This window comes from Butyricimonas faecihominis (assembly GCF_033096445.1).
Lineage (GTDB): Bacteria > Bacteroidota > Bacteroidia > Bacteroidales > Marinifilaceae > Butyricimonas > Butyricimonas faecihominis.
On the sequence record NZ_AP028155.1, the window covers coordinates 1,638,634 to 1,661,128 of the forward strand.

Consider the following 22,495-nt stretch of genomic DNA (forward strand, 5'->3'; position numbering starts at 1 on the left):
ATGATTTTAGATCCTATAGATTAAGTGATTTAATGATTTTAGATGAAGTGATTTTAATCACCCAATCATCGAATCGGCAATCACGGAATCTTTTTCATTCTAAACTCTAAATTTTAAATTCGGTTTAATCAGTAAGGCGAATTTCGCCTTACTGATTAAACCATCATCGGCATCAATAACATCAACAAATCCTCGTTCTCATTATCGCTCTCGAAAGGCAAGAACAATCCCGGACGACTCGGATCGGACAACTCCAATACCAGAGACTCCGTGTTAAGGTTGGATAATATCTCTTGCACGAAAGGAGACTTGAACCCGATGGCCATCTCTTCTCCCTCGTATTGGCAAGTAATCGTTTCGTGTCCTGACATGGCATAATCCACGTCTTGAGCAGAAATCACGATCGTTCCGTTACTCAAATCAAACTTCACCAAGTTACTAGCTTGGTTTGCCATCACGGAAACCCGTCTTAATGAATTATACAACTCCTTTTTCTCGATAATGATCTTTTTCGGGTTATTCTGCGGGATCACGGAATTGTAGTTCGGGAAACGTCCTTCCACCAGCGTACAAACCATCTTGTAATTTCCGAAAGTGAAACAAGCCATTTTCTCGTTGAATTGCAAACGCAACTCGCTATCATCCTTCGGTAATATATTCTTCAACAACAAAGACGGTTTCTTCGGCAGGATCAACGCGAACTGATCCCCGTCCGTCTTGGCGTCAAAACGTTTGTAACGTACCAGCTTGTGAGCATCCGAAGCCACGAACGTGAAATTCTCCGGTCCCATCTCTATCAAGATACAGTTCATCACCGGACGCAAATCATCATTTGCAGTGGCGAAAACCGTACGGGTGATCCCCTCCAACAACATACCGCAATTCGTTGCAATCGTGTTCACACTCTCGTCCATTCCGGATTGTACCGGATAATCCTCGGCACTCTCTCCCGGCACGGAAAACTCTCCCTTATCCGAGATAATCTTCACCTCGTTCGTCCCCGTGTTAATATCAAACGTCAAGGGTTGTTCCGGGAACTCTTTCAGAATATCCAGCAACAACTTCGCCGGGATCGTGATACTTCCCGGAGTATCCAAGTTATCCAACTCGATCTTGGCCTCCATGGTCGTTTCCTTGTCAGATGCCGTGGCGTACAACGTATCATCCTTGGCTACCAACAAAATATTATCCAGAATCGGTTGTGCGGGTTTTCCACTAATCACCTTACTCACGGCCTGCAACCGCATCAAAAAACTACTACTTGATACAACGAATTTCATATCTGTTCTTTATAATTTTTATCCATTTATCGTATTTTCCACCTCTTCCACGGTAATCGGCGCCCGATGATCACCCATACATTTACACCCGTTCTCCGTGATCAAAATATCATCTTCCAGACGGATACCACCGAAGTCCTTGTACGTCTCGATCTTGTCATATACCAAGAATTCCTTGTGCAATCCTTGTTCTCTCCACTGGTCGATCAAAGCGGGGATGAAATAACAACCCGGCTCGTCGGTAACCACGAATCCCGGTTGCAACTTACGCCCCATACGCAAGGAAGAAGTACCGAACTGATCTATCGGACGAGTCTCGTCGTCATAACCCACGTAGATTTGTCCCAAGTCCTCCATGTCATGCACGTCAAGTCCCATCATGTGACCTAACCCGTGAGGCATAAACAACGCATGCGCTCCGGCTGCCACAGCAGCATTCACATCGCCTTTCATCAAGCCAAGGTCTTTCAACCCTTGAGCCAGAATCTTGCATACTTCCAGATGCACGTACTGGTACGTCACTCCCGGACGGGCAATCTCCATCGCTTTGTTGTTACAAGCCAATACAATATTATATACATCTTTCTGACGTTGATCGAAACGTCCACCCACCGGAACCGTACGGGTAAAATCGGAACAATAATTCATGTTATTCTCCGCCCCGGCATCCGTCAGCATCATACGTCCCACGGTCAATGTCTTGCTATGATCGTGATTATGCAACGTCTCGCCATTCTGGGAAAGGATCACAGGGAAAGAAACCATACTTCCGTAAGAAGCGGCAATTCCCTCGATCAACCCGGCAATATATTGCTCTTTCTGTCCCGGTAACGCATGTTTCATAGCAGCCACGTGCATCTCGTTACCAATGTTACAAGCCAAGTTAATTTGCTCGATCTCGCAAGCCTCCTTCACGGAACGCAATGCCACCACGGCCTTGATCAATTCCAAAGAAGAATAATTCTTGATCAGCGAGTGATGAATACCCAACAAATCCTCCAACAATAACATGTTGTGATAACGATAAGGCGGTAAGAAATGAATCTTGCGTCCATGGCTGATGGCCTCTTTCAAAGCCCCGGCCAATTTACCGAAAGGAGCGGAACAAGTCACACCCACGCTGGCAGCCAAATCCTTCACGCTCGGTTGTGGTCCCATCCAAATAATATCGTCCATGTCCACGTCGTTCCCGTACAGACAAACGTCCCCGGAATCCACGTCCATCAACCCGGCAAACCCGGGCATGTTCAAACCAAAGAAATAAAGGAAAGAACTATCCTGACGGAATTTATACGTGTTAGACGGATAATTTGCAGGAGCTTCCTCATTACCCAGTATCAATACCAAGCCGCCACTCATCTTGTCGATAAGTTGCTTTCTTCTATTTACATACACGCTTTTATCAAACATATTTATTATTTATTTAATGATTAATTTTCCTTGTCAAAATGAGTTGACAAGGTATAAATTTTTTTTCAATGTAACAATTCAAAAATCCATTTTAATCCGGAAAACCGATGCCCCGTTCAGACCCACCCACGGTTATACAACCGTTATCCCACAGTTTTATATCCCCAATAATTTCCCACACCCCTTATCGTCACCCCTCCCCACCTTTTCCGGTATATTGGCAAAGGGCAATGAAAGGGCGATAAAAGGGTGATGGAAGGCCCCGAGGAGATTATTACCTTAGTAAAAGGCCGGCTTTACCCCGGCTTTAGACTATGTCAATTTATCATTCTCCTAGCACTTTCTTGATAGTTCATTTAGACCACGAAGCATTCATCCTGCATTCATAGAGCATTCATCTTCGATAAAATAGATCTTTGATAAGATTATACTTGCAAGTAAGGCATATCATGTAGTATATTAGCTAACCGGGAAGATATATTCATATTATTATATAGGGCCTCGCAACCATAGTTCAAGGGTTTACAAAGGCATAAGATGTATCTTTCCGAAAAAAAATTAAAAATCGACTCACCCGGTTTTCACCCTCATCCGTATTCAAAGTAGAAATTGGATATTCCACAAAAAAAATAAACGGAACGAGAAGATGGAAACAGGGACATACCACTATCTTACACAACCGAACGAAGAAATCATCTCCTCTCCTCAACCCGTTTCTGCCGTACAGCTTGTACTGAAAAACGGAAATAAAATCACGCTGGATAACCCTCCATCTTCCAGAGAGACGTTGAATAACAACGCTACTTTACACGCAAAAAAACAAGAAATTAACTATGCAACAACAGGAAAAGAAACGGCTGAAATTGATGAAATTTACCACACAATTATCATTCCCAAATACGGGGAAATAAAAAAGAATGGCAAAAGGCTCTCGAGGAAGAGAAATTACCATGGAATCAATATCTTGCGACCCCAGAGCTAAGTAAAAACACCCGTGACGACTACGATCTAACGAGTATTCCTACTTTTCTCGTTATTGACCCGGAAGGCAAAATCATATTCTCCGGACACAATACTATATTTATTAATCAAGACCTTCGAAGGATACAAAAAACTCTATTGTACAAAATCTTAACACGAAACGTAAAGCCAGATAAAATCATTTCGAATAATAAGTTGATTATTGATTACTATTTCTAGTTTGGATGACCGGGGTACAGGAACTTATCACTGTACTCCGGTTTCTATATACACCTTCCCCGCAGCCACACGAATAATTTTTCTCAATTTCATTCATCATTATCAAAAATTAATAACTTTGTAGATTCTTGAAAGTGTTTATGTGTTTATGTATATTTTAACGAAAAGATGATGGAACAAAAGAAAAATTCTTACAGCATGGGGATTATCATTATCGGAATCCTCTTCTTTATCTTCGGGTTCGTCACGTGGTTGAACGCCACCTTGATCCCTTATCTTAAAATCGCCTGCGAGCTGCAACATGAATGGCAGGGTTACCTCGTGACCTTCGCGTTCTACATTGCCTATTTTGTCATGGCATTACCCTCGTCTTGGGTATTGCGAAAAACAGGATACAAGAACGGGATGATGCTCGGCCTCCTTGTGATGGCCGTCGGCGCATTACTGTTCATCCCGGCTGCCATGACCCGCACTTACGGGTTATTCCTGCTTGGGTTATTCATCATGGGTACAGGACTATCCGTGCTTCAGACAGCCTCCAACCCTTACGTGATCGAGCTTGGCCCCGCCGAGAGTGCCGCCCAGCGCGTGAGCATCATGGGTATCTGTAACAAGGTAGCCGGAGCTATCAGCCCGCTGATCCTCGGATCAATCATGCTAAAAGACATCGACCTACTTGAGGCAAAATTACAAACAATGGATGCCATACAAAAAGCCGCGGAACTCGACTTACTGGCCTCCAAATCCATCGTACCATACGTAGTGATCATGGTATCGCTCGTCGTGCTGGCCCTATTTGTCCGTTTCTCCCCGCTTCCCCAGATCGAGGACCCGGAAGAAGAAGAAGGCAGCCTACAACACGGCGGAAAATCAAGTATATTCAGTTTTCCCCACCTGTGGATCGGGATTGTGACCCTGTTCTTGTACGTGGGAGTTGAAGTAATTGCTATTGACACCATCATCGGTTACGCCCAATCCATGAAAATGGACATGGACACCGCCCGGATATTCCCGACTTACGGTATGATCGCCATGATCGTCGGTTACATCATCGGAATCATCGCCATCCCCAAATACATCAGTCAGGAAAAAGCCCTTGCTTGCTGTGCTGCCCTAGGAGTTATCCTCGGAATCTGTACCGTCATGTTGCCGAGAGAGATCTCCATCTGGTGCCTGACCTTGCTAAGCTTGGCAAACTCACTCATGTGGCCCGCCATCTTCCCGCTTGCAATCTTCGGGTTGGGACGTCACACGAAGACCGGATCGGCCCTACTCATTATGACTATCGCCGGGGGAGCCTTACTTCCAATGTTGTACGGTTCACTAACCGCTTCTATGGGACACCAAGGAGCCTACTGGATGATGTTGCCTTGCTACCTTTTCATCCTGTACTTTGCGGTAGCCGGACACCGGGTTGGAATCAAACACCTTTATAAAAAATAGTTACAAGTTTCAGGTTTGCAGGTTACAAGCTGATCACTAACCTGCAAACTTGTATTTTGTAACCTGCAATTTGCAACTTATTAACCTATAACTCGCCATTGGCGAATCAAACTATGGACAAAATAAAAGCTGCCAAAAATCAAAAATTATTCGGGATTGCCGCCGTTGCATTCCTTTCTATCGGAATTGTACACGTGGGCTATAAAGCTTTAGAAATATCAGCCCATGAAGAGTGGAGTATGCCATGGTATTTCGCTATCTTTTCTCCGGGATTGGTTTACGTTTTCCCTCTAATTGTCTGTATCATTGCTTATTTCTTCTTCTCGAAAGAATTAAAGAAAAAAGACGAAGAATAATAAAGACCATAAAAAATGGCCTTTATTATTTTATTCCAATATCACCGTCACCGCTCTCGCCCCGTGCGCCCCGATGACTAGCGCTTGTTCAATATCGGCCGTCTTCGAAGGACCGGATATGAAACAACCGTACCCAAAATCATCAAAAGCGGGTTGCTTGTATGCTTCATGCATATTATTCACTAGACGATTCCGGTCAAGTAGGATCACCAAGGCCTCGGAAATAAAAAAGAGAGCCTTGTAACGGGTACGCTGGTTAATCCATACCATCCCGTTCTCCAGAATCCCGAAATCCCCCCGGATCACCCCGACATCCGTACCGTTCAATTCCCGCGGATCATCCAACGTGTCGGGATTCACCGTGGCACATGTAACTTCCGGTAAATTCGACGCGATCGACTTGGCATCCGGGAACACGTTCCGGATTACCTCGTTCACGTCCTGCCCTTTTTCCAACACCACGCAATTTCCTCCCACGGCCTTCATGATCTTCTCGAACTGTACCAGCGGATCAGAAAATGTCAACGTCTCGAACGTCATCTCCGGTCGTTCCACTTGATCCACCGCGTGCTTTTTCAGCCTTGCTAAAATATCTTCTTTACTACCCATGTTCTAATTTTTAATTTTAAATTCCAGCCGCACAAAGCCGACACTTTTTCAATCGTAAATCGTCATTCACAAATCGTAAATTAATCGGCTTTCAATCCCTTTTTCCACATCTCGTTAAACGTCTCCTTCGCGAACTCCGGAAGTTCCCGTCCGATACCCCACGCGTCGAGAGAATTATACAACACGAATCGAGGCATACGCTCGGCAACACGTCCGGCAGCAATGGCATGATAGAACAAACCGGGATGATTCATGATAAACTTCATACCCTTCACCATCAACTTCTTCGACGAGTCAGCCAAATGCAAGGGCGCCAGATTCTGCCGCCACTTGTAAATCTGTTCCGCCAGATCGATCTTCACCGGACAAACATTCGAACAGGAATAACAAAGCGAACAGGCTGACACGTTCCCCGAATACTTCTCCGGCGACTTCAACATCCCCAAGTTAATCCCCACGGGTCCCGGTATAAAATAAGAGTAAGAATATCCTCCCGTCCGGCGATACACAGGACAAGTGTTAATACATGACCCGCAACGAATACACTTCAACATATTCACGTGTTCCGTGCAGGCCAGAATATCACTTCGCCCGTTATCCACGATCACGATATGCATCTCCTGCCCTTCCACCGGTTTCTTGTAATGGGACGTATACGTCGTTGAAGGTTGTCCCGTGGCAGAGCGGGCCAACAAGCGCACGTACAGGGCCAGAGCGTCATAATCCGGCACCACTTTCTCAAGCCCCATGATCGCGATATGCACCTTGGGGAAAGAAGTTCCCATATCAGCATTTCCCTCGTTCGTACAGACCACAAAAGCCCCTGACGAGGCCACGGCAAAATTAACACCCGTCATGGCAATATCTGCGTGCAGGAATTTCTCCCGCAAGGCAGCCCGGGCCGCGTGAGTCAGGTAAGTCGGATCGCTATTCCCCGGTTCCGTGTGCAACTCTTTCTCAAACACCTTCCCCACCTCTTCCCGTTTCACGTGAATGGCAGGCAACACGATATGACTTGGCGGTGTACCCATGAACTGCATGATCCGTTCACCCAAATCCGACTCCACGGCATCGATTCCCCTAGCCTCCAGATAAGGACTCAACCCGCACTCTTCCGACAGCATCGACTTACTCTTCACGAGATTCTTTCCCCCATGTTTCTGGATAATCTCGTAAACAATCCGGTTATGTTCCTCGGCATTTTTCGCCCAGTGAACATGAATCCCGTTTGCCGTGGCGTTCTTCTCGAACATTTCGAGATAATAGGGTAAATTGGCAATCGTGTGTCGTTTCATATTACTCGCCATCTCCCGCAACGCCTCCCATTCGGGAACATCATGGGCCATCCGGTCTCGTTTCTCCCGCACGAAAAACAGCGCTTGATCATGCCATGCTGTTCTCTCCCGGTCAGCTATAAATTTCTTGGCAGCTTTAGCGTGTGAACTCATATTTATTTGATTTACGTTATTTTCAAAATTAGTTCATAAAGTTTATAACCCTTGACTTAATATCTCCACCACGTGTATTGTCTTTATCGGCAATTTCTCCCGGCGAATAATCCCTTCCATGTGCATCAGGCAAGAACTATCCGCTCCCGTGATGTATTCCGCCCCGGTTGACATATGATCATGTACCTTATCCTGTCCCATGCACACGGACGTCGCCGGTTCCTCCACCGAGAACATTCCCCCGAAACCGCAACACTCGTCCACCCGCTTAGGCTCGAACACTTCCACGTCCTTCACCAGCGACAACAAATCCCGCAACTTGGAATAACGGGGAATCATCAACTCGCTCGGGGAAGAAAGATGCAATAACCTCTCCCCGTGGCAACTATTGTGAATACTTACCTTGTGCGGGAAAGAGGCATCCAGCTTATCCATCTTCACCACATCATGTAGGAATTCGCAAATCTCGTAAATACGACTACTGATACAAGCATGTTCCTCCCGGTTCAACAACCTCGAGTAATGTTCCTTCACGAAAACCACGCAACTAGCCGATGGCCCCACCACGTAATCATACTTCTCGAACAATCCCTCCATCCGCTTGGCTAGCTCCGTCGAATCCTTCTCGAATCCGGCATTCGCCATTGGTTGCCCGCAGCAAGTCTGATCCAGCGGGTAATCGACATCCAATCCCAGCGAGGTCAGCAACTTGTATGAGGCCACCCCCACACCCGGGTAAATCGCATTAATATAACAGGGAATAAATAATCCTATTTTCATACTATATTAATTAGTTACAGCCTATAAAATTACAAGTTTCTATTCAAAAAATCAATCTGCAACACAGCTCATCAGGCAAAACAATTCCAAGCCCTCCGTTTCACTCAAATTTTAACGAAGAAATAAAACATTTGTTACAAGATAATTACATTTTCATGTACCGAGCCTTCATACCACGTTTAACGGCAACTCGAGCAACCATGGATAAAGCGTCCTGCAGGGGCCACGGACCTTATTACGGACTTTATAGATCTTATAAACTTTGACAAACTTTAAGAACCTTATGAATTAATCTCGATAAAAAACAGTATTTTCGCGTTACTATGAAGAAATTGGACATCAAAGGCATATTCACAAGGCCCCGGAAACTACTACTTCACCCCGAAATGGAATGGCAGGTGATCGGTCGGGAGAACATCGAGGGAATCGAACTTTTCAAGAATTTCCTTGTGCCTCTGTCCGTACTTTCTTCTGTATGTGCAATATTGCTACGTTTGTTATCAACCTCACCTCTCTACGCCATCGGAACCGGCATCATCCTGTTCATGGCCTCCGTCGTGGGAAGCTACATCGCCTACCGGGTGACCCGGGAATATCTCTCTAATAAAGTGGCTGAAGCCAACCGGATGGCCCTTCGCCTTGCCGTGTACAGCTCGGCCGTCTTCATCCCGTTCCACTGCCTTTCCAGTGGATTCTCGGAAGGATTTATATCCCAACTCATGGCAATATGTAGCCTGTTATGCCTGCGAACCCTTCACGTCGGGTTGAACCAATTGACAGCCCTCGACGTACAATACCGCAAAAGCGCCATCGTCATCATCGGTTTGCTCGTGATCGTGTCCCCGATCATCATCCAGCAACTATTGATGATTATGTTCAGAATACCCACTATTTACGCTTAAACATCAAGACCTATGCAAAACGACATTAATATAAAAAATAGAAGAGCATCCTTCGACTACGAGTTCTTGGAAGAATACACCGCCGGTATCATGCTCACCGGTACCGAAATCAAATCCATCCGAGCCGGGAAAGCCGGGTTGGTGGATTCCTACTGTTACTTCCACAACGGCGAACTGTGAATTAAGGGCATGTACGTTGCCGAGTACAAACTAGGTACCTACTACAACCACATCGAACGCCGCGAACGTAAACTTTTACTACAAAAGAAAGAACTTGTCAAGCTCGAACGCAAGACCAAGGAATCGGGACTCACCATTGTCCCCGTCCGTCTCTTTCTTAACGAGAAAGGCTTTGCCAAACTCCGCATCGCCCTCGCCCGGGGAAAGAAAGAGTACGACAAGCGGGAAACCCTCAAACAAAAAGACGCCAAACGGGAAATGGACCGCTACATGAAAAAATAAAACCTACAAACATGCAAAAATACATTCTTATCTACCTTCTTTTTCTACTTGTCACTTCCTGCGAGAAGGACAAGTTCGAGGGAATAGAATTATCAATAGGCAACGAAATACAGGTAAGCAGCGAGCAACAAACCATCCGCATTGCTCTTCGGAGTGGTTCAGATTGGTCATTTGCCAGCCCAACCTCTTGGTGCCGGGCAAGCAAGATCAGTACGCCACAAGGAGATACACTTGTGATCAACACGCAAGTCAACACGACCACAACCGAACGCACGGGGACCGTCACGATCTCCAATTCAGACCAACAAAAAATCCTTACCGTGACCCAAAAGGGAGAAATCTACTTCGAACTTCCGGTCATTTTCCACGTGTACTCGGACGGTTCCGCAAATGATGCAAAAGTCACCGCCGCCTACATTCAAGAATGTATGGATTACGTGAATAACTTCTACCGAGGCAACAACGGGAAAAGCGAGAATCTCAACCTGCAATTCACCCTTGCCACCACCACGCCCGAAGGGACTCCCTTGGTTGAACCCGGAATAAATACCATTCAAAGTTCATCCACCTCGTTCAATGTCGATAATTATTTAAGATACAACACATACAACGGTACACAAATAATATGGGACCCCAACAAGTACATCAACATTATCATCTGCTCCTTTACCGAAGAAAACGTGACGGGAATCGCCATGACCCCGTACACCCCGCAAGGCAAATCCCTACCGGGTTTAAGAAGAAATGATACATATTATACCAGTCTTCCCACCAACTCCGTGCAAGCCGTGATGATAAACAAGACATTTGTAAACAAACTAGAAACAGGAGCTTACGGTCCACAACCGGTATGGCCCACCACACTCGCCCATGAACTAGGGCATTATCTTGGATTATTTCATGTGTTTTCCGGTGGTGACAACGGACAAACAACCGATTATTGTGAAGATACCCCCGACTACGATCGCCCAGCCTACGACACTTGGTTGGCAAGTGTCCCCCGACTAACTTTTGCCCAAGCAGCACAGCGTCAAGACCGTAACGGGAACACGTTCACATCATATAATATAATGGATTATAATTACGGTTATCGTGATCGAATCACACCCAACCAGCGAGCTCGCATCAGACACGTCCTTGATTACAGCCCTCTCATCCCGGGACCAAAAATCGCAGTTGAGAATTCCAGTCGTGCCACTATCATTACCGAGGAACCACTCATACTCAAGTAACCCATCATGAAGCGACTACCTTCTCTAATCCTTCCTTACACAGGAGGGTATACCACTTGGTAATTAGCTCTCCCCCTGTGTAAGGGGGAGCTGGAGGGGGTAGTTGGTTAATACAGATAAGACTTTTAAGTCAGCCTCTTGTTTTCAAACTCACGAGACTATTCCCTACTTTTCCCCCTGTGGCAATAAAAAATACTGTTCACCCTTCCTGTCCAACTTCTTTTGTTCCTCAGTCAACTGCAAAAAGTTATTTTCCAAACACAACCGTTTCAATACAGGCAAACGGAACAAGAAATCCGGGACCTTGCCCGTCAACGCGTTATCCTGCCCCCAAAAATATTCCAGTTTTTTCATTCCTTCCCACGCTTTCGGTATACTCCCACGAAACTTATTACCCGTGAGAGTCAATCTTTTCAAGTTTTTCAACTCACCCCATTCGGCGGGCAAAATTCCCTCCAGCTCATTCCTCGCTACATTCAGTTCCTCTAATTCCGAGAGCCATCCCAAATCAGCGGGAACCTCACCTTGCAATTTATTGTAGGCAAGACTGAGTAAATTCAACTTTCTCATATTCCCGATTTCAGCGGGGATCGTACCACTCAACTTATTACCAGACATGTCCAGCATGGTCAAGTTATCCAAGTAACCAATTTCAGCAGGAATTGCCCCCGTTAATTCATTATGACGCAAATCGAGCTTTTCCAGCATCATCATTTCTCCGATTCCTGCAGGAATCTCTCCTGACAACTTATTATTACACAACAACATCAACTTCAAATTTCGTAAATTTCCGATATTCTCGGGAATCCTTCCACCCGAAAAAGCACTTGAGGCATTTAGTTCTTCTAAAGATTCCAAATCCCCCAACTCTTCCGGAAACGAAGAAAACGTATTATTAGGTATAGCCAAAATCTTCAACCGTTTCAAATTACTGATCGAAGAAGGCAGAGTTCCACTAAAACGATTATTTGTCAAATACAACCACTCCAAATTCTCCAGTTCTCCCAATTCCGAGGGTAACGTCCCACTCATCTTGTTCCAGAACACACTTAAAAATTTCAATCGTTTCATCTTACCGATCGAAGGAGGAAATGTTCCCGTGATCTTGTTACTTCCCAAGAGTAACGACTCCAACGCCTCCCAATTCCCTAATTCGTCTGGTAAGTCTCCCGAAAGATTATTACTATTCAAATTCAAATACTTCAAATTTGAAGCTCGTGTCATTTCATTAGGAATCTGCCCGGTAAAGGCATTATTATTCAAATATGCCGTAACCAAATTCTCCAACTGCCCCAATTCCTTGGGTAGCTCGCCCGACAAACGGTTCTCTCCCAAACTCAGTTCCGTCAAGTTTCTCAACTTACCAATCGACGGGGGAATACTCCCGCTAAACTGATTCTTCCACAAATACAAATGTTTTAGTTCTTCCCAATTCCCGATTTCCGCGGGGATCGTCCCCGAGAAATTATTAAAACTCAAGTTCAAGTATTCCAACTTGACCAACTTCGTTAACACCACCGGGAACGGCCCGGACAAACGATTCGTTTTCACGTAGAAATTTCTCAAGTTTATCAGATTCCCCAGCGTCTCCGGTAACTCCCCGGAAAACTCGTTCTCTGAGAGCAATAACGACCGCAAGTGAATCAATCGCCCTATCTCTTCCGGAAGAGGACCCGAAAACCTGTTCGATGTCAAATCCAGTAAAGTCAATCCCGTCATTTTTCCGATTTCAGCAGGTAAAGGCCCGGAAAACCTGTTATTTTGCAAATTCAAGTAATTCAATCGCACCAACTCACAAAGTTCCGGCGGCAACGGCCCGCTCAAACGATTATTACTCAAATCAAGAGATGTAAACGACACGGCCTCCTTGATTTCAGCGGGTAACGAACCTGAAAGGCCATTATCCGACAATTCCAGACGATACAATTTCGGCAAAGTAAATAACACGCCGGGGATCGCTCCCGTCAGTCGGTTATTCGATAAAACCAACGCCCACAATTCCTTCAGATGCCCTAAAGTAGTGGGGATCGCCCCTCGCAATAAATTATTGTCCAGTGAAATATCTTGCAAAGTTTTTACGCTCCCCAACGAGGCGGGAATCTCTCCGTCTATCCGGTTTTGTCCCAATGATAAAATTCTCAACTTTTTCAGCCGGCTCCAGTCAGCAGGCAACTCACCCCGCAGGCGATTACCGAACATATTTATCTCTTCCAAGTTTTCCAGAAACATAAGCTCGTCCGGAATTTTCCCTGTCAGCAAATTCGAAGGAATATCCACACACTCTAACAACGAGAGGTTCCCAATAGCAGCCGGGATGTCCCCCGTCAATCTATTCGTACCCATTCGAAGGAATTTCAATTGCTTAAGCCCTCCGATTTCCTCCGGGATCTCCCCCGACAACTGGTTACGAGAAAGATCCAGCGTCACCAGATTTTCCAATTTACCGATCCCAACAGGTATTTCTCCCATCAAACGATTGCCGTTCAGTGACAACTGCCTCAACGCTGTACACTCTCCAATATCCGTTGGTATACTCCCCGTGATCTCGTTATTACACAAGTTAAGCACCTCTAATGTCTTCAGCCTGAAAATAGCTCCCGGCAGAACTCCCTTCAAACCGTTTGCTCCCAGATATATACTCAATTTCCCGTTATCATAGTTCCGCTTCACCCCGTACCACTCCTCTACAGGCCGGTCACTTAACCAGTTCTCCTTCGCCCGCCAATCTTCCCCTCCCAGAACCCAGTACAATTCTTTCAAAGCGGCTCGTTCTGCGGCCACTTGCTGCTCTTTCAGCAACAAATCCACCGCTTGTTCCCGAACAATTTTCTTTTCCTTCCCTTTTTGTCTCTCTTTACGCGTTTGTGCAACTAACGGGTCATTCCCGTAACAAATGGAAAATACAAATAACAGAATAAATGACACAACTTGTTTCATAGCCGATCTTTTTAATATCCGCTACTAATTTAAACATTTACAAACAAATTGCAATAACTTTGAACGGGAAAGTGAAAACTTATTAATTTTAGATTCCAGCCGCACAAGGCCGACGCTTCTTAATTTTCTACTTTCAACTTTTAGTTTTTATCTTTTATCTTTTAACTTTCCAACTACCCCCACCAACTCCCCCTTACACAGGGGGAGAGACGAACGCAAGAAGGAGTCACGACGTAACAATGCAACGTGTCCTCCCCCCTTACACAGGGGAGAGACGGACGCAAGAAAGCGCTACAATGTAACAATGCAACGTGTTCTCCCCCTTTCCAAGGGGGAGCTAGAGGGGGTTCAATCTAAAATTTAAAATCTAAAATCTAAAATTAATAAGATCTTTCATTCCTCCCTTCTACCCAGTTGATATAAGCGGTGTTGACCACCTTATTACCACCGGGAGTGGGATAATTTCCGGTAAAATACCAGTCACCCGTGTCATTCGGGCAAGCCACGTGCAAATCTTCGACAGACTGGAAAACCACTTTTACCTCGGCATTCAGATGCTCGTCACGCACCATCTCGGCGATCTTGTCGGAAATCTCTTCCTCGGTAAAAGGAGCGTAAATCTCTTTCACGTGGTTCACCACCTGCTCTTTGGGCAGTCCTTGTTGTGCTTTACACTTCCGGTACACCTCGTCAATCAGTCCCTCCATGCCTCGTTCCTTCAACAACTCGATGGCCGCATTGAACGCTATAAACTCGTTCATCCGGGTCATGTCGATCCCGTAGCAATCGGGGTAACGAATCTGCGGGGCGGAAGACACCACCACGATACGTTTCGGGCCAAGACGATCGAGAATACGCAGAATACTCTTTTTCAAAGTAGTTCCCCGCACGATCGAGTCATCAATCACCACGAGGTTATCCGTGGGTTGCACGACCCCGTAGGTCACGTCGTACACGTGTCCCACCAGCCCGTCACGTCCGGAATCCGAGGTAATAAACGTGCGCAGCTTGGCATCTTTGATCACGATTTTCTCGATACGGGGTTCGCGGCAAATGATCTCGTCGAGCGTTTCCTCGCTCCACGTTGCCTTTCCCTCCCGGATCAACCGTTTTTTCTCCTCTACCATGTATTGCTGGATTCCTTTCACCATTCCGTAGAAGGAAGTTTCCGCCGTGTTAGGGATAAAGGAAAACACCGTGTTGTCGAGATCGCCATCCACGGCCTTTACCAAACGAGGCGTCAATAACTCGCCCAATTTTTTCCGTTCCCGGTATATATTCCTGTCATTCCCGCGGGAGAAGTAGATACGCTCGAACGAACAACTGGCACGTTGTCGCGGTTCACGCACGAGTTCCTCGGTCACGGTTCCATCTTTCTTGATCAACAGGGCGTATCCCGGACGGATCTCGGAAATTTCCATGTTCATGCCTTGAAAAGCCGTCTGGATCACGGAAGCCTCGGAAGCCACCACGACCACCTCGTCATCTTTGTAGTAATAAGCTGGACGTATCCCCCACGGGTCACGCATCACGAAAGCATCGCCATGCCCGACCACTCCTGCCACGGCATATCCCCCGTCCCAATCTTCGCTACTCCGGGAAAGGACCTTGGGTAAATCAACAGTACGTTCAATCAACGGGGTAATCTCCTGTTTCGAAAATCCCTTTTCCTTGTAGAAACGGTACAAATCCTGAATCTCGCTATCCAGAAAATAGCCTACCTTCTCAAGCAGGGTCACCGTGTCGGAATAATTTCGCGGGTACTGTCCCGCCCGGATCAAACTCTCGAACAGCTCGTCCACGTTCGTCAGGTTAAAGTTCGCCGCCAGCGCTAAATTGTGCGCCCGCCAGTTGCTTGCCCGTTTCAGCGGGTGAACGTAATCTATATTATTCTTTCCGAAAGTAGCGTAACGTAAATGCCCCAAGTAAACCTCGGAAACAAATGGAAGGTTTTGCTTTGCCCAAACGGCATCCTTCTCCCGGAGAATCTCCGGTGTAAACGGCTCGTGAATCCGGTCAAACACGTCCTGTATCGGGTTCGCGTCACAGGAACGCACGCGGTCCATGTACTTGTAACCCGGCTCCATGTCGAGCTTCAACCCCACGACTCCCGCGCCGTCTTGGCCGCGGTTACGCTGTTTTTCCATTAATATGTACAACCTGTTTAGCCCGTAAAGGTAAGAACCGTATTTCTTCTGATAATAATCCAATGGTTTCAGCAATCGAATCAACGCGAAACCACACTCGTGATGAATGGTGTCACTCATATTTTTTTCCCTAATTTCATGTATTACCCCCGGGATATTCTCCTTTCCCGGAGAGATTACAAAAGTAAGAAAAAAATATGGTTTATAAACCTTATGGACCCGAATGTTAATCTCACGATTAACATTCTTTACCACACATTTTTCAACCAAAATTCAAAATTAGGTTATCTTTGCGAACCTTAAGTAAAAAGAATGATGTTGAACGTGCTGAAGAATAGTATATTGATCGTGTTATTCGTGCTGATAAGTTCCAGCGGGATATTGGCAAAAGGGCAAAATCTGTCCTTCAATGGCTCCTGCTTAGAATGCAATTTCTGCCGGAACGAGATCTGTGAAGTCTCCACGATTCCCCTGTTACTCTTTCTTCACGAAAGTTGCGAACTCACACTGGGTTACTTCCATGTTGTCCCGGACTCCAAGTCACAATTGGTTCCCTTTTTCCTGCAAAGGAACAGCAAGAACAACACCGCGGTAGCACACTCCAAACGCAACTTGTATTTCCACCCGTATTCGACTCTCGGGAAGACCAAATACTACGTCTTTGCCCTGCGAGAAATCATTGTTTAGCCGGAGATCAAACAAGTTACAGGCCGGGTTGGTGGCCCAGCAAGTTGCAGTTACAAGTTCGCAACTTGTCGTATTTATCCCCTGTAACTAAACTTGTACCTTGAAACTTGAAAACCTGAAACTTTTTATAATTATGAATCTTACTTTATTCGTGGTTGTGTTGATTACAGCCATTTTGCTGGTGGTTATCGCTATGAGCATTGCTCGGGCCATTTCTCCCCGTACCTTCAACAAACAGAAGGGGGAAGCCTATGAATGTGGCGTGCCTACGCGAGGAAAATCATGGATGCAGTTCAAGGTAGGATACTACCTGTTCGCCATCTTGTTTTTGATGTTCGACGTGGAAACCGTGTTTCTCTATCCTTGGGCGGTCACCGTTCAGGATGCCGGAATTAACGGTTTACTGAATGTATTATTTTTCATGCTGATCCTTATTCTCGGATTGGCTTACGCGTGGAAGAAAGGAGCATTGGAATGGAAGTAAAAATTAAATCCATGAAATATGAAGAGTTCAATGATAACGAATATCTTGAACAACTTCGGGCATCCGGCACCAATGTTATCGTGGGATGCCTTGACGATGTTATCAACTGGGGACGCTCGAATTCCCTCTGGCCGCTTACCTTTGCGACAAGCTGTTGTGGTATTGAATTCATGGCAGTGGGAGCGGCACGTTACGATTTCTCCCGATTCGGGTTTGAGGTAACACGAGCCAGCCCGCGCCAAGCCGACTTTATCATGGTGGCGGGAACCATTGTACACAAGATGGCCCCCGTGCTGAAACGCCTCTATGACCAGATGGCCGAACCCAAATACGTGATTGCCGTGGGGGGATGTGCCATTTCCGGTGGACCGTTCAAAAACTCTTATCATGTGGTGAAGGGGGTTGACTCTATCATCCCCGTTGACGTTTACATCCCCGGATGTCCCCCGCGACCGGAGGCCCTCCTCTACGGGATGATCCAATTGCAACGTAAGGTAAAAGTGGAACGTTTCCTCGGTGGCAAAAACCACAAGGAAAAAGAGAACAAAGAATAATGTAGAATTTAGAATGAAAAAGATTCCGTGATTGCCGATTCGATGATTGAGTGATTAAAATCACTTCATCGAAAATCATTAAATCACTTAATCAATAGGATCTAAAATCATTAAATCTAAAATTAGTACATGTTAGTAGATAAAATAAAAAATATTGTCCCCGAGGCAGAGATCGACGAGAGCGGTATCCTTACCGTGACGGTAGAGCCCGCCAAGTACAGGGAACTGGCTCTCCGGCTAAAAGGGGACCGGGATCTCTCTTTCGACTTCATGATCTGCATGACGGGAATGGACTGGGGCGACACGTTAGGCGTGATCAGCCTGTTACAATCCACGGCTCACGAGCATAAATTATTTTTAAAGACGTTCACTGCCAACCGGGAAAACCCGGAACTGCCCACCGTTTCGGACATCTGGGCCACGGCCAACCTGAACGAACGTGAAGTGTACGACTTTCTCGGTATCCGGTTTATCAACCATCCTGATATGCGACGTCTGTTCCTGCGGAACGACTGGGTCGGCTATCCGTTACGTAAAGACTACGATGCAGACCCCGAAATAAACCCGGTACGACTGGAAAGTGAAGAAACGTTGGATGCAACCCCCACGTTCGAGGCTGATTCCCACGACGGGGAAGTCAGCGAGAAAGAGAACATCTTGTTTGAAGAAGACGAGTACGTGGTGAACATTGGGCCACAACACCCCGCCACTCACGGTGTACTCCGTTTCCGGGTATCACTGGAAGGAGAGATCGTGAAAAAGGTGGATGTCAACTGCGGGTACATCCATCGGGGCATCGAGAAATTGTGTGAAAGCCTCACCTACCCGCAAACGCTGGCTTTGACAGACCGTCTGGATTACCTTGCCGCACACCAGAACCGCCACGCACTTTGTATGTGCATCGAGGAAGCCATGGGCTTGGAAATCCCGGAACGGGTGAAATACATCCGCACCATCATGGACGAGCTAAACCGTCTTTCCTCTCACCTCTTGTTCTGGTCATGCCTCTGCATGGATATGGGAGCGCTGACCGCTTTCTTCTACGGTTTCCGTGACCGGGAGAAGGTGTTGGACATCATGGAAGAAACCACGGGAGGACGACTGATTCAGAACTACAACGTGATCGGTGGCGTGATGGCGGACATCCACCCGAACCTGATCAACCGGATCAAAGAGTTCATCAAATACCTCCCCCCGATGATCAAGGAATATCACGACGTGTTCACGGGCAACGTGATCGCCCAACAACGTTTGAAAGGCGTGGGCATTCTCAAGAAAGAGGACGCCATCAGTTACGGGGCATCCGGCCCGACGGGACGCGCCTGCGGGTGGTCATGTGACGTGCGTAAACACACGCCGTATGGGGTATATGACAAGGTGAATTTCAAGGAAATCCTCTACCCGGAAGGGGACTCGTTTGCCCGCTACATGGTGCGCATGGAAGAGATTCTCGAATCATTACATATACTGGAACAACTGGTAGACAACATCCCCGCGGGAGACTACGCCGTGAAGACCAAACCGCTGATCAAATTACCGGAAGGTCACTATTTCAAGAGCGTGGAAGCCAGCCGGGGTGAGTTCGGTGTTTACCTCGAAAGCCGGGGAGACAAATACCCTTACCGGGTAAAATTCCGTTCCCCGTGCCTGCCACTGGTATCCATCGTCGACTTGATCACGAAAGGCGGTAAAATCGCCGACCTGATCGCTATCGGCGGTACGCTGGACTACGTTGTTCCGGACATTGACAGATGAATAAAAATGTAAAATGTAGAATGAAAAAGATTCCGTGATTGCCGATTCGATGATTGGATGATTAAAATCACTTAATCGAAAATCATTAAATCACTTAATCGATAGGATCTAAAATCATTAAATCTAAAATAGAAACATGTTTGATTTCTCAACTATAACACAATGGGTAGATGAACTCTTGAGGAGTTTTCTCCCGCACGCTGCTGCCACGCTGGTTGAGTTTATCCTGATCGGGCTTTGCTTGCTCGTGGGATACGCCGTGATCGCCCTCGTGCTGATCTACGTGGAACGTAAAGTGTGTGCCTTTTTCCAGTGTCGTATCGGACCGAACCGGGTGGGGCCTTACGGGACCATACAGAGTGTGGCCGATATGATCAAAATGTTAACCAAGGAGATCATCGACATCAACCACGTCGACCGATTCCTGTTCAATCTTGCCCCTTTCGTCGTGATTATCGCGTCGGTACTGGCTTTTGGTTGTATTCCCTTCGCGAAAGGACTACACGTGATCGACTTCAACGTGGGAATCTTCTTCCTGATCGCCGTGTCGTCCATCGGTATCGTGGGAATCCTGCTTGCCGGGTGGGCCAGTAATAATAAATACTCGTTGATCGGTGCCATGCGAAGTGGTGCGCAGATGATCAGTTACGAGTTATCCATCGGGTTATCTATCCTTACCGTGGTAGTATTCACCGGAAGTATGCAGCTCTCCACGATCGTGGAAGGACAGGCAGACGGGTGGTTGCTATTCAAAGGACATATTCCGGCCTGTATCGCGTTTATCGTTTACATCATCGCCGGGACAGCCGAGACGAACCGGGGTCCCTTCGACTTGCCGGAGGCCGACTCGGAGTTGACCGCGGGGTACCACACGGAGTATTCCGGTATGCACTTCGGGTTCTTCTACCTCGCCGAATACTTGAACATGTTCGTGGTTGCATCCGTGGCCAGCACCCTATTCTTAGGCGGTTGGATGCCGTTACACGTTCCCGGCTGGGAAAGTTTCAACCAAATCATGGATTACATTCCTTCCATCTTCTGGTTCTTCGGGAAAACAGCCGTGGTTATATTCATCATCATGTGGTTTAAATGGACCTTCCCGCGGTTGCGTATCGACCAGTTACTCCGCTTGGAATGGCGCTACCTGTTGCCGATTAACCTGATCAACCTTTTCCTGATGGTGATCATTGTCGTATTTAAACTACATTTTTAAAGACGAAGTTATGAAGAGTATTATAAAATATATTACCTCGTTTTTCAAGGGTCTTTTCTCTTTGCTGACCGGGATGAAAGTCACGCTACGGGAATTTTTCACCAAGAAAACGACGGAGCAATACCCGGAAAACCGGGCCACGTTGAAAATGTTTGACCGTTTCCGGGGTGAACTGGTGATGCCTCACGACGAGAACAATCACCACAAATGTATCGCTTGCGGCATCTGCGAGATGAACTGCCCGAACGGGACCATCAAGATCACGTCCGAATTTGTCACGGATGAAACCGGCAAGAAGAAAAAGGTGTTGATAAAATACCGGTACGATTTAGGTAGCTGTATGTTCTGCCAGCTCTGCGTGAAAATGTGCCCTCAACAAGCCATCGAGTTCAAACCCACGTTCGAACACGCCGTCTACACGCGCAGCAAGCTGGTGAAGTACCTGCACGACGAGTCAATTGAAAATGGACAATTGAAAATTGAAAATTGAAAAGGACTACCCCCACCGGCTCCCCCTTACACAGGGGGAGTTAGAGGGGGTAGTTGGGAATTTAAAATTTAAAATCTAAAATTTAAAATTAATATAATGAGTACAGCAGAATTACAAGAAACGGTCTTTTTCATCCTGGCAACGGTTATCGTTGTCTGCTCGATCCTGACCGTGACGACCAACCGAATCTTGAGATCGGCGACCTACCTGCTATTCGTGCTTTTTGCCACTGCCGGAATATATTTCCAGTTGGAATACTCATTCCTAGGGGCGGTGCAATTAACGATTTACGCCGGGGGTATCATTATCCTGTACGTGTTCTCGATATTGCTCACCACGGCAGACAAAAGCAAGGTGAGCAGGTTGAAGAACAGCAAGATGTTTGCCGGGCTAATCACGGCTCTCGCCGGGGCGGCAATATGTGTTTACATCACGTTAATGCACTCGTTCGGTCCCTCTCGCTTCGTGGGTGGGGAGATCAACCAGAAAGTCATCGGAACCGCCTTGATGGGCACGGAGAAATACCAGTACCTACTCCCCTTCGAGGTAATCAGTGTCCTGCTATTGACCTGCATCATCGGTGGAATCATGATAGCGAGAAAAAGATAAAGAAAAGTTTAAAATGTAGAGTTTAGAATGAAAAAGATTCCGTGATTGCCGATTCGATGATTGAGTGATTAAAATCACTTAATCGGAAATCACTAAATCACTTAATCGATAAAATCATAAATCTAAAATAAGTATATGGAACTACACATGGAATATTACTTGGTGATCAGCACGATCATGCTTTTCGCGGGAATTTACGGGTTCATCACCCGGAGGAACCTGCTTGCCGTGTTGATCTCAATCGAGTTGATCCTGAATTCAGTGGACATCAACTTTGCCGTGTTCAACCGTTATCTCTTCCCCGAACAGATGGAAGGCTTTTTCTTCACCCTGTTCGCCATCGGGGTTTCCGCTTGCGAAACAGCCGTTGCCATAGCCATCATCATCAATATATACCGGAACATCCGCAATATACAGGTGAAAAACTTGAACGAGCTGAAAGAAGAAGAGCAAAGGAATGGACAATTGAAAATTGAGAATTGAAAATGAAAAACCAA

General features: G+C 46.4%; 20 protein-coding genes and 1 pseudogene. 14 read left to right on the forward strand and 7 right to left on the reverse strand.

The genetic code is table 11. The features are described 5' to 3' along the window. Nucleotides 1-155: 155 nt before the first annotated feature. On the reverse strand, nucleotides 156-1,280 hold the full coding sequence (dnaN, locus tag R8806_RS06905) for a DNA polymerase III subunit beta (RefSeq protein ID WP_124316163.1): 1,125 nt from the start codon (nucleotides 1,278-1,280) through the stop codon (nucleotides 156-158). A gap of 18 nt (nucleotides 1,281-1,298) precedes the next feature. Continuing rightward, on the reverse strand, nucleotides 1,299-2,690 hold the full coding sequence (locus R8806_RS06910; RefSeq protein ID WP_124316162.1) for an aminopeptidase P family protein: 1,392 nt from the start codon (nucleotides 2,688-2,690) through the stop codon (nucleotides 1,299-1,301). Nucleotides 2,691-3,336: 646 nt separating this feature from the next. On the opposite strand from R8806_RS06910, the gene R8806_RS06915 reads away from it, so the two are divergent. The 3 genes from R8806_RS06915 (at nucleotide 3,337) to R8806_RS06925 (ending at nucleotide 5,689) form a co-directional block, all read left to right on the forward strand. Continuing rightward, nucleotides 3,337-3,672 carry a hypothetical protein gene (locus R8806_RS06915; protein WP_124316161.1) on the forward strand — a complete coding sequence of 112 codons (336 nt, stop codon included), beginning with the start codon at nucleotides 3,337-3,339 and terminating at the stop codon, nucleotides 3,670-3,672. A 386-nt stretch (nucleotides 3,673-4,058) separates the two neighbouring features. After that, entirely contained in the window at nucleotides 4,059-5,333 is a 1,275-nt protein-coding gene (locus R8806_RS06920; RefSeq protein ID WP_229782932.1) for a sugar MFS transporter, read from the forward strand. A 113-nt stretch (nucleotides 5,334-5,446) separates the two neighbouring features. After that, the gene (locus R8806_RS06925; RefSeq protein WP_124316160.1) at nucleotides 5,447-5,689 is read left to right on the forward strand and encodes a hypothetical protein; all 243 of its coding nucleotides are present in this window, start codon (nucleotides 5,447-5,449) and stop codon (nucleotides 5,687-5,689) included. Between the two features lie 30 nt (nucleotides 5,690-5,719). Here the strand turns inward: R8806_RS06925 and R8806_RS06930 are convergent, their stop codons facing one another. The 3 genes from R8806_RS06930 to R8806_RS06940 all read right to left on the reverse strand — a co-directional run bounded on the left by R8806_RS06930 (nucleotide 5,720) and on the right by R8806_RS06940 (nucleotide 8,526). Further along, nucleotides 5,720-6,298 (reverse strand): LutC/YkgG family protein, encoded by a 579-nt coding sequence (locus R8806_RS06930; RefSeq protein WP_124316159.1) that lies wholly within the window; start codon nucleotides 6,296-6,298, stop codon nucleotides 5,720-5,722. An 80-nt stretch (nucleotides 6,299-6,378) separates the two neighbouring features. Next, nucleotides 6,379-7,746 carry a lactate utilization protein B gene (locus R8806_RS06935; RefSeq protein ID WP_124316158.1) on the reverse strand — a complete coding sequence of 456 codons (1,368 nt, stop codon included), beginning with the start codon at nucleotides 7,744-7,746 and terminating at the stop codon, nucleotides 6,379-6,381. A 42-nt stretch (nucleotides 7,747-7,788) separates the two neighbouring features. Then, nucleotides 7,789-8,526: a (Fe-S)-binding protein gene (locus R8806_RS06940; RefSeq protein WP_124316157.1), complete on the reverse strand. Its 738-nt coding sequence runs from the start codon at nucleotides 8,524-8,526 to the stop codon at nucleotides 7,789-7,791. A gap of 323 nt (nucleotides 8,527-8,849) precedes the next feature. Between R8806_RS06940 and R8806_RS06945 the strand changes: the two genes are divergently transcribed. The 3 genes and pseudogenes from R8806_RS06945 to R8806_RS06955 all read left to right on the forward strand — a co-directional run bounded on the left by R8806_RS06945 (nucleotide 8,850) and on the right by R8806_RS06955 (nucleotide 11,122). Then, nucleotides 8,850-9,428: a hypothetical protein gene (locus tag R8806_RS06945; RefSeq protein WP_124316156.1), complete on the forward strand. Its 579-nt coding sequence runs from the start codon at nucleotides 8,850-8,852 to the stop codon at nucleotides 9,426-9,428. 12 nt (nucleotides 9,429-9,440) lie between these two features. Beyond that, nucleotides 9,441-9,890: pseudogene (gene smpB, locus R8806_RS06950) on the forward strand (SsrA-binding protein SmpB). An 11-nt stretch (nucleotides 9,891-9,901) separates the two neighbouring features. Then, nucleotides 9,902-11,122 carry a zinc-dependent metalloproteinase lipoprotein gene (locus R8806_RS06955; protein WP_124316155.1) on the forward strand — a complete coding sequence of 407 codons (1,221 nt, stop codon included), beginning with the start codon at nucleotides 9,902-9,904 and terminating at the stop codon, nucleotides 11,120-11,122. A gap of 165 nt (nucleotides 11,123-11,287) precedes the next feature. Here R8806_RS06955 and R8806_RS06960 read toward each other — a convergent pair whose 3' ends face one another. Beyond that, entirely contained in the window at nucleotides 11,288-14,059 is a 2,772-nt protein-coding gene (locus R8806_RS06960; protein WP_124316154.1) for a leucine-rich repeat domain-containing protein, read from the reverse strand. A gap of 380 nt (nucleotides 14,060-14,439) precedes the next feature. Next, complete coding sequence (locus tag R8806_RS06965) at nucleotides 14,440-16,326, reverse strand: amidophosphoribosyltransferase (RefSeq protein ID WP_124317575.1); 1,887 nt, start codon at nucleotides 16,324-16,326, stop codon at nucleotides 14,440-14,442. 192 nt (nucleotides 16,327-16,518) lie between these two features. On the opposite strand from R8806_RS06965, the gene R8806_RS06970 reads away from it, so the two are divergent. The 8 genes from R8806_RS06970 to nuoK all read left to right on the forward strand — a co-directional run bounded on the left by R8806_RS06970 (nucleotide 16,519) and on the right by nuoK (nucleotide 22,481). Then, entirely contained in the window at nucleotides 16,519-16,893 is a 375-nt protein-coding gene (locus R8806_RS06970) for a hypothetical protein (protein ID WP_124317574.1), read from the forward strand. 133 nt (nucleotides 16,894-17,026) lie between these two features. Then, complete coding sequence (locus tag R8806_RS06975; RefSeq protein WP_087422139.1) at nucleotides 17,027-17,377, forward strand: NADH-quinone oxidoreductase subunit A; 351 nt, start codon at nucleotides 17,027-17,029, stop codon at nucleotides 17,375-17,377. Further along, a complete protein-coding gene (locus tag R8806_RS06980; protein ID WP_027199792.1) occupies nucleotides 17,368-17,931 on the forward strand; it encodes an NADH-quinone oxidoreductase subunit B in 564 nt (187 codons plus the stop codon). The genes R8806_RS06975 and R8806_RS06980 overlap by 10 nt, the downstream gene beginning before the upstream one ends. 129 nt (nucleotides 17,932-18,060) lie before the next feature. Continuing rightward, nucleotides 18,061-19,686: an NADH-quinone oxidoreductase subunit D-related protein gene (locus R8806_RS06985; protein WP_124317573.1), complete on the forward strand. Its 1,626-nt coding sequence runs from the start codon at nucleotides 18,061-18,063 to the stop codon at nucleotides 19,684-19,686. 136 nt (nucleotides 19,687-19,822) lie between these two features. Next, nucleotides 19,823-20,899 (forward strand): NADH-quinone oxidoreductase subunit NuoH, encoded by a 1,077-nt coding sequence (gene nuoH / locus R8806_RS06990; protein WP_027199794.1) that lies wholly within the window; start codon nucleotides 19,823-19,825, stop codon nucleotides 20,897-20,899. Between the two features lie 10 nt (nucleotides 20,900-20,909). Beyond that, nucleotides 20,910-21,389 carry a 4Fe-4S dicluster domain-containing protein gene (locus R8806_RS06995; RefSeq protein ID WP_124317572.1) on the forward strand — a complete coding sequence of 160 codons (480 nt, stop codon included), beginning with the start codon at nucleotides 20,910-20,912 and terminating at the stop codon, nucleotides 21,387-21,389. A 96-nt stretch (nucleotides 21,390-21,485) separates the two neighbouring features. Further along, entirely contained in the window at nucleotides 21,486-21,998 is a 513-nt protein-coding gene (locus tag R8806_RS07000) for an NADH-quinone oxidoreductase subunit J family protein (RefSeq protein ID WP_027199796.1), read from the forward strand. Between the two features lie 147 nt (nucleotides 21,999-22,145). Then, complete coding sequence (gene nuoK / locus R8806_RS07005; RefSeq protein ID WP_151412216.1) at nucleotides 22,146-22,481, forward strand: NADH-quinone oxidoreductase subunit NuoK; 336 nt, start codon at nucleotides 22,146-22,148, stop codon at nucleotides 22,479-22,481. Nucleotides 22,482-22,495: the final 14 nt, after the last annotated feature.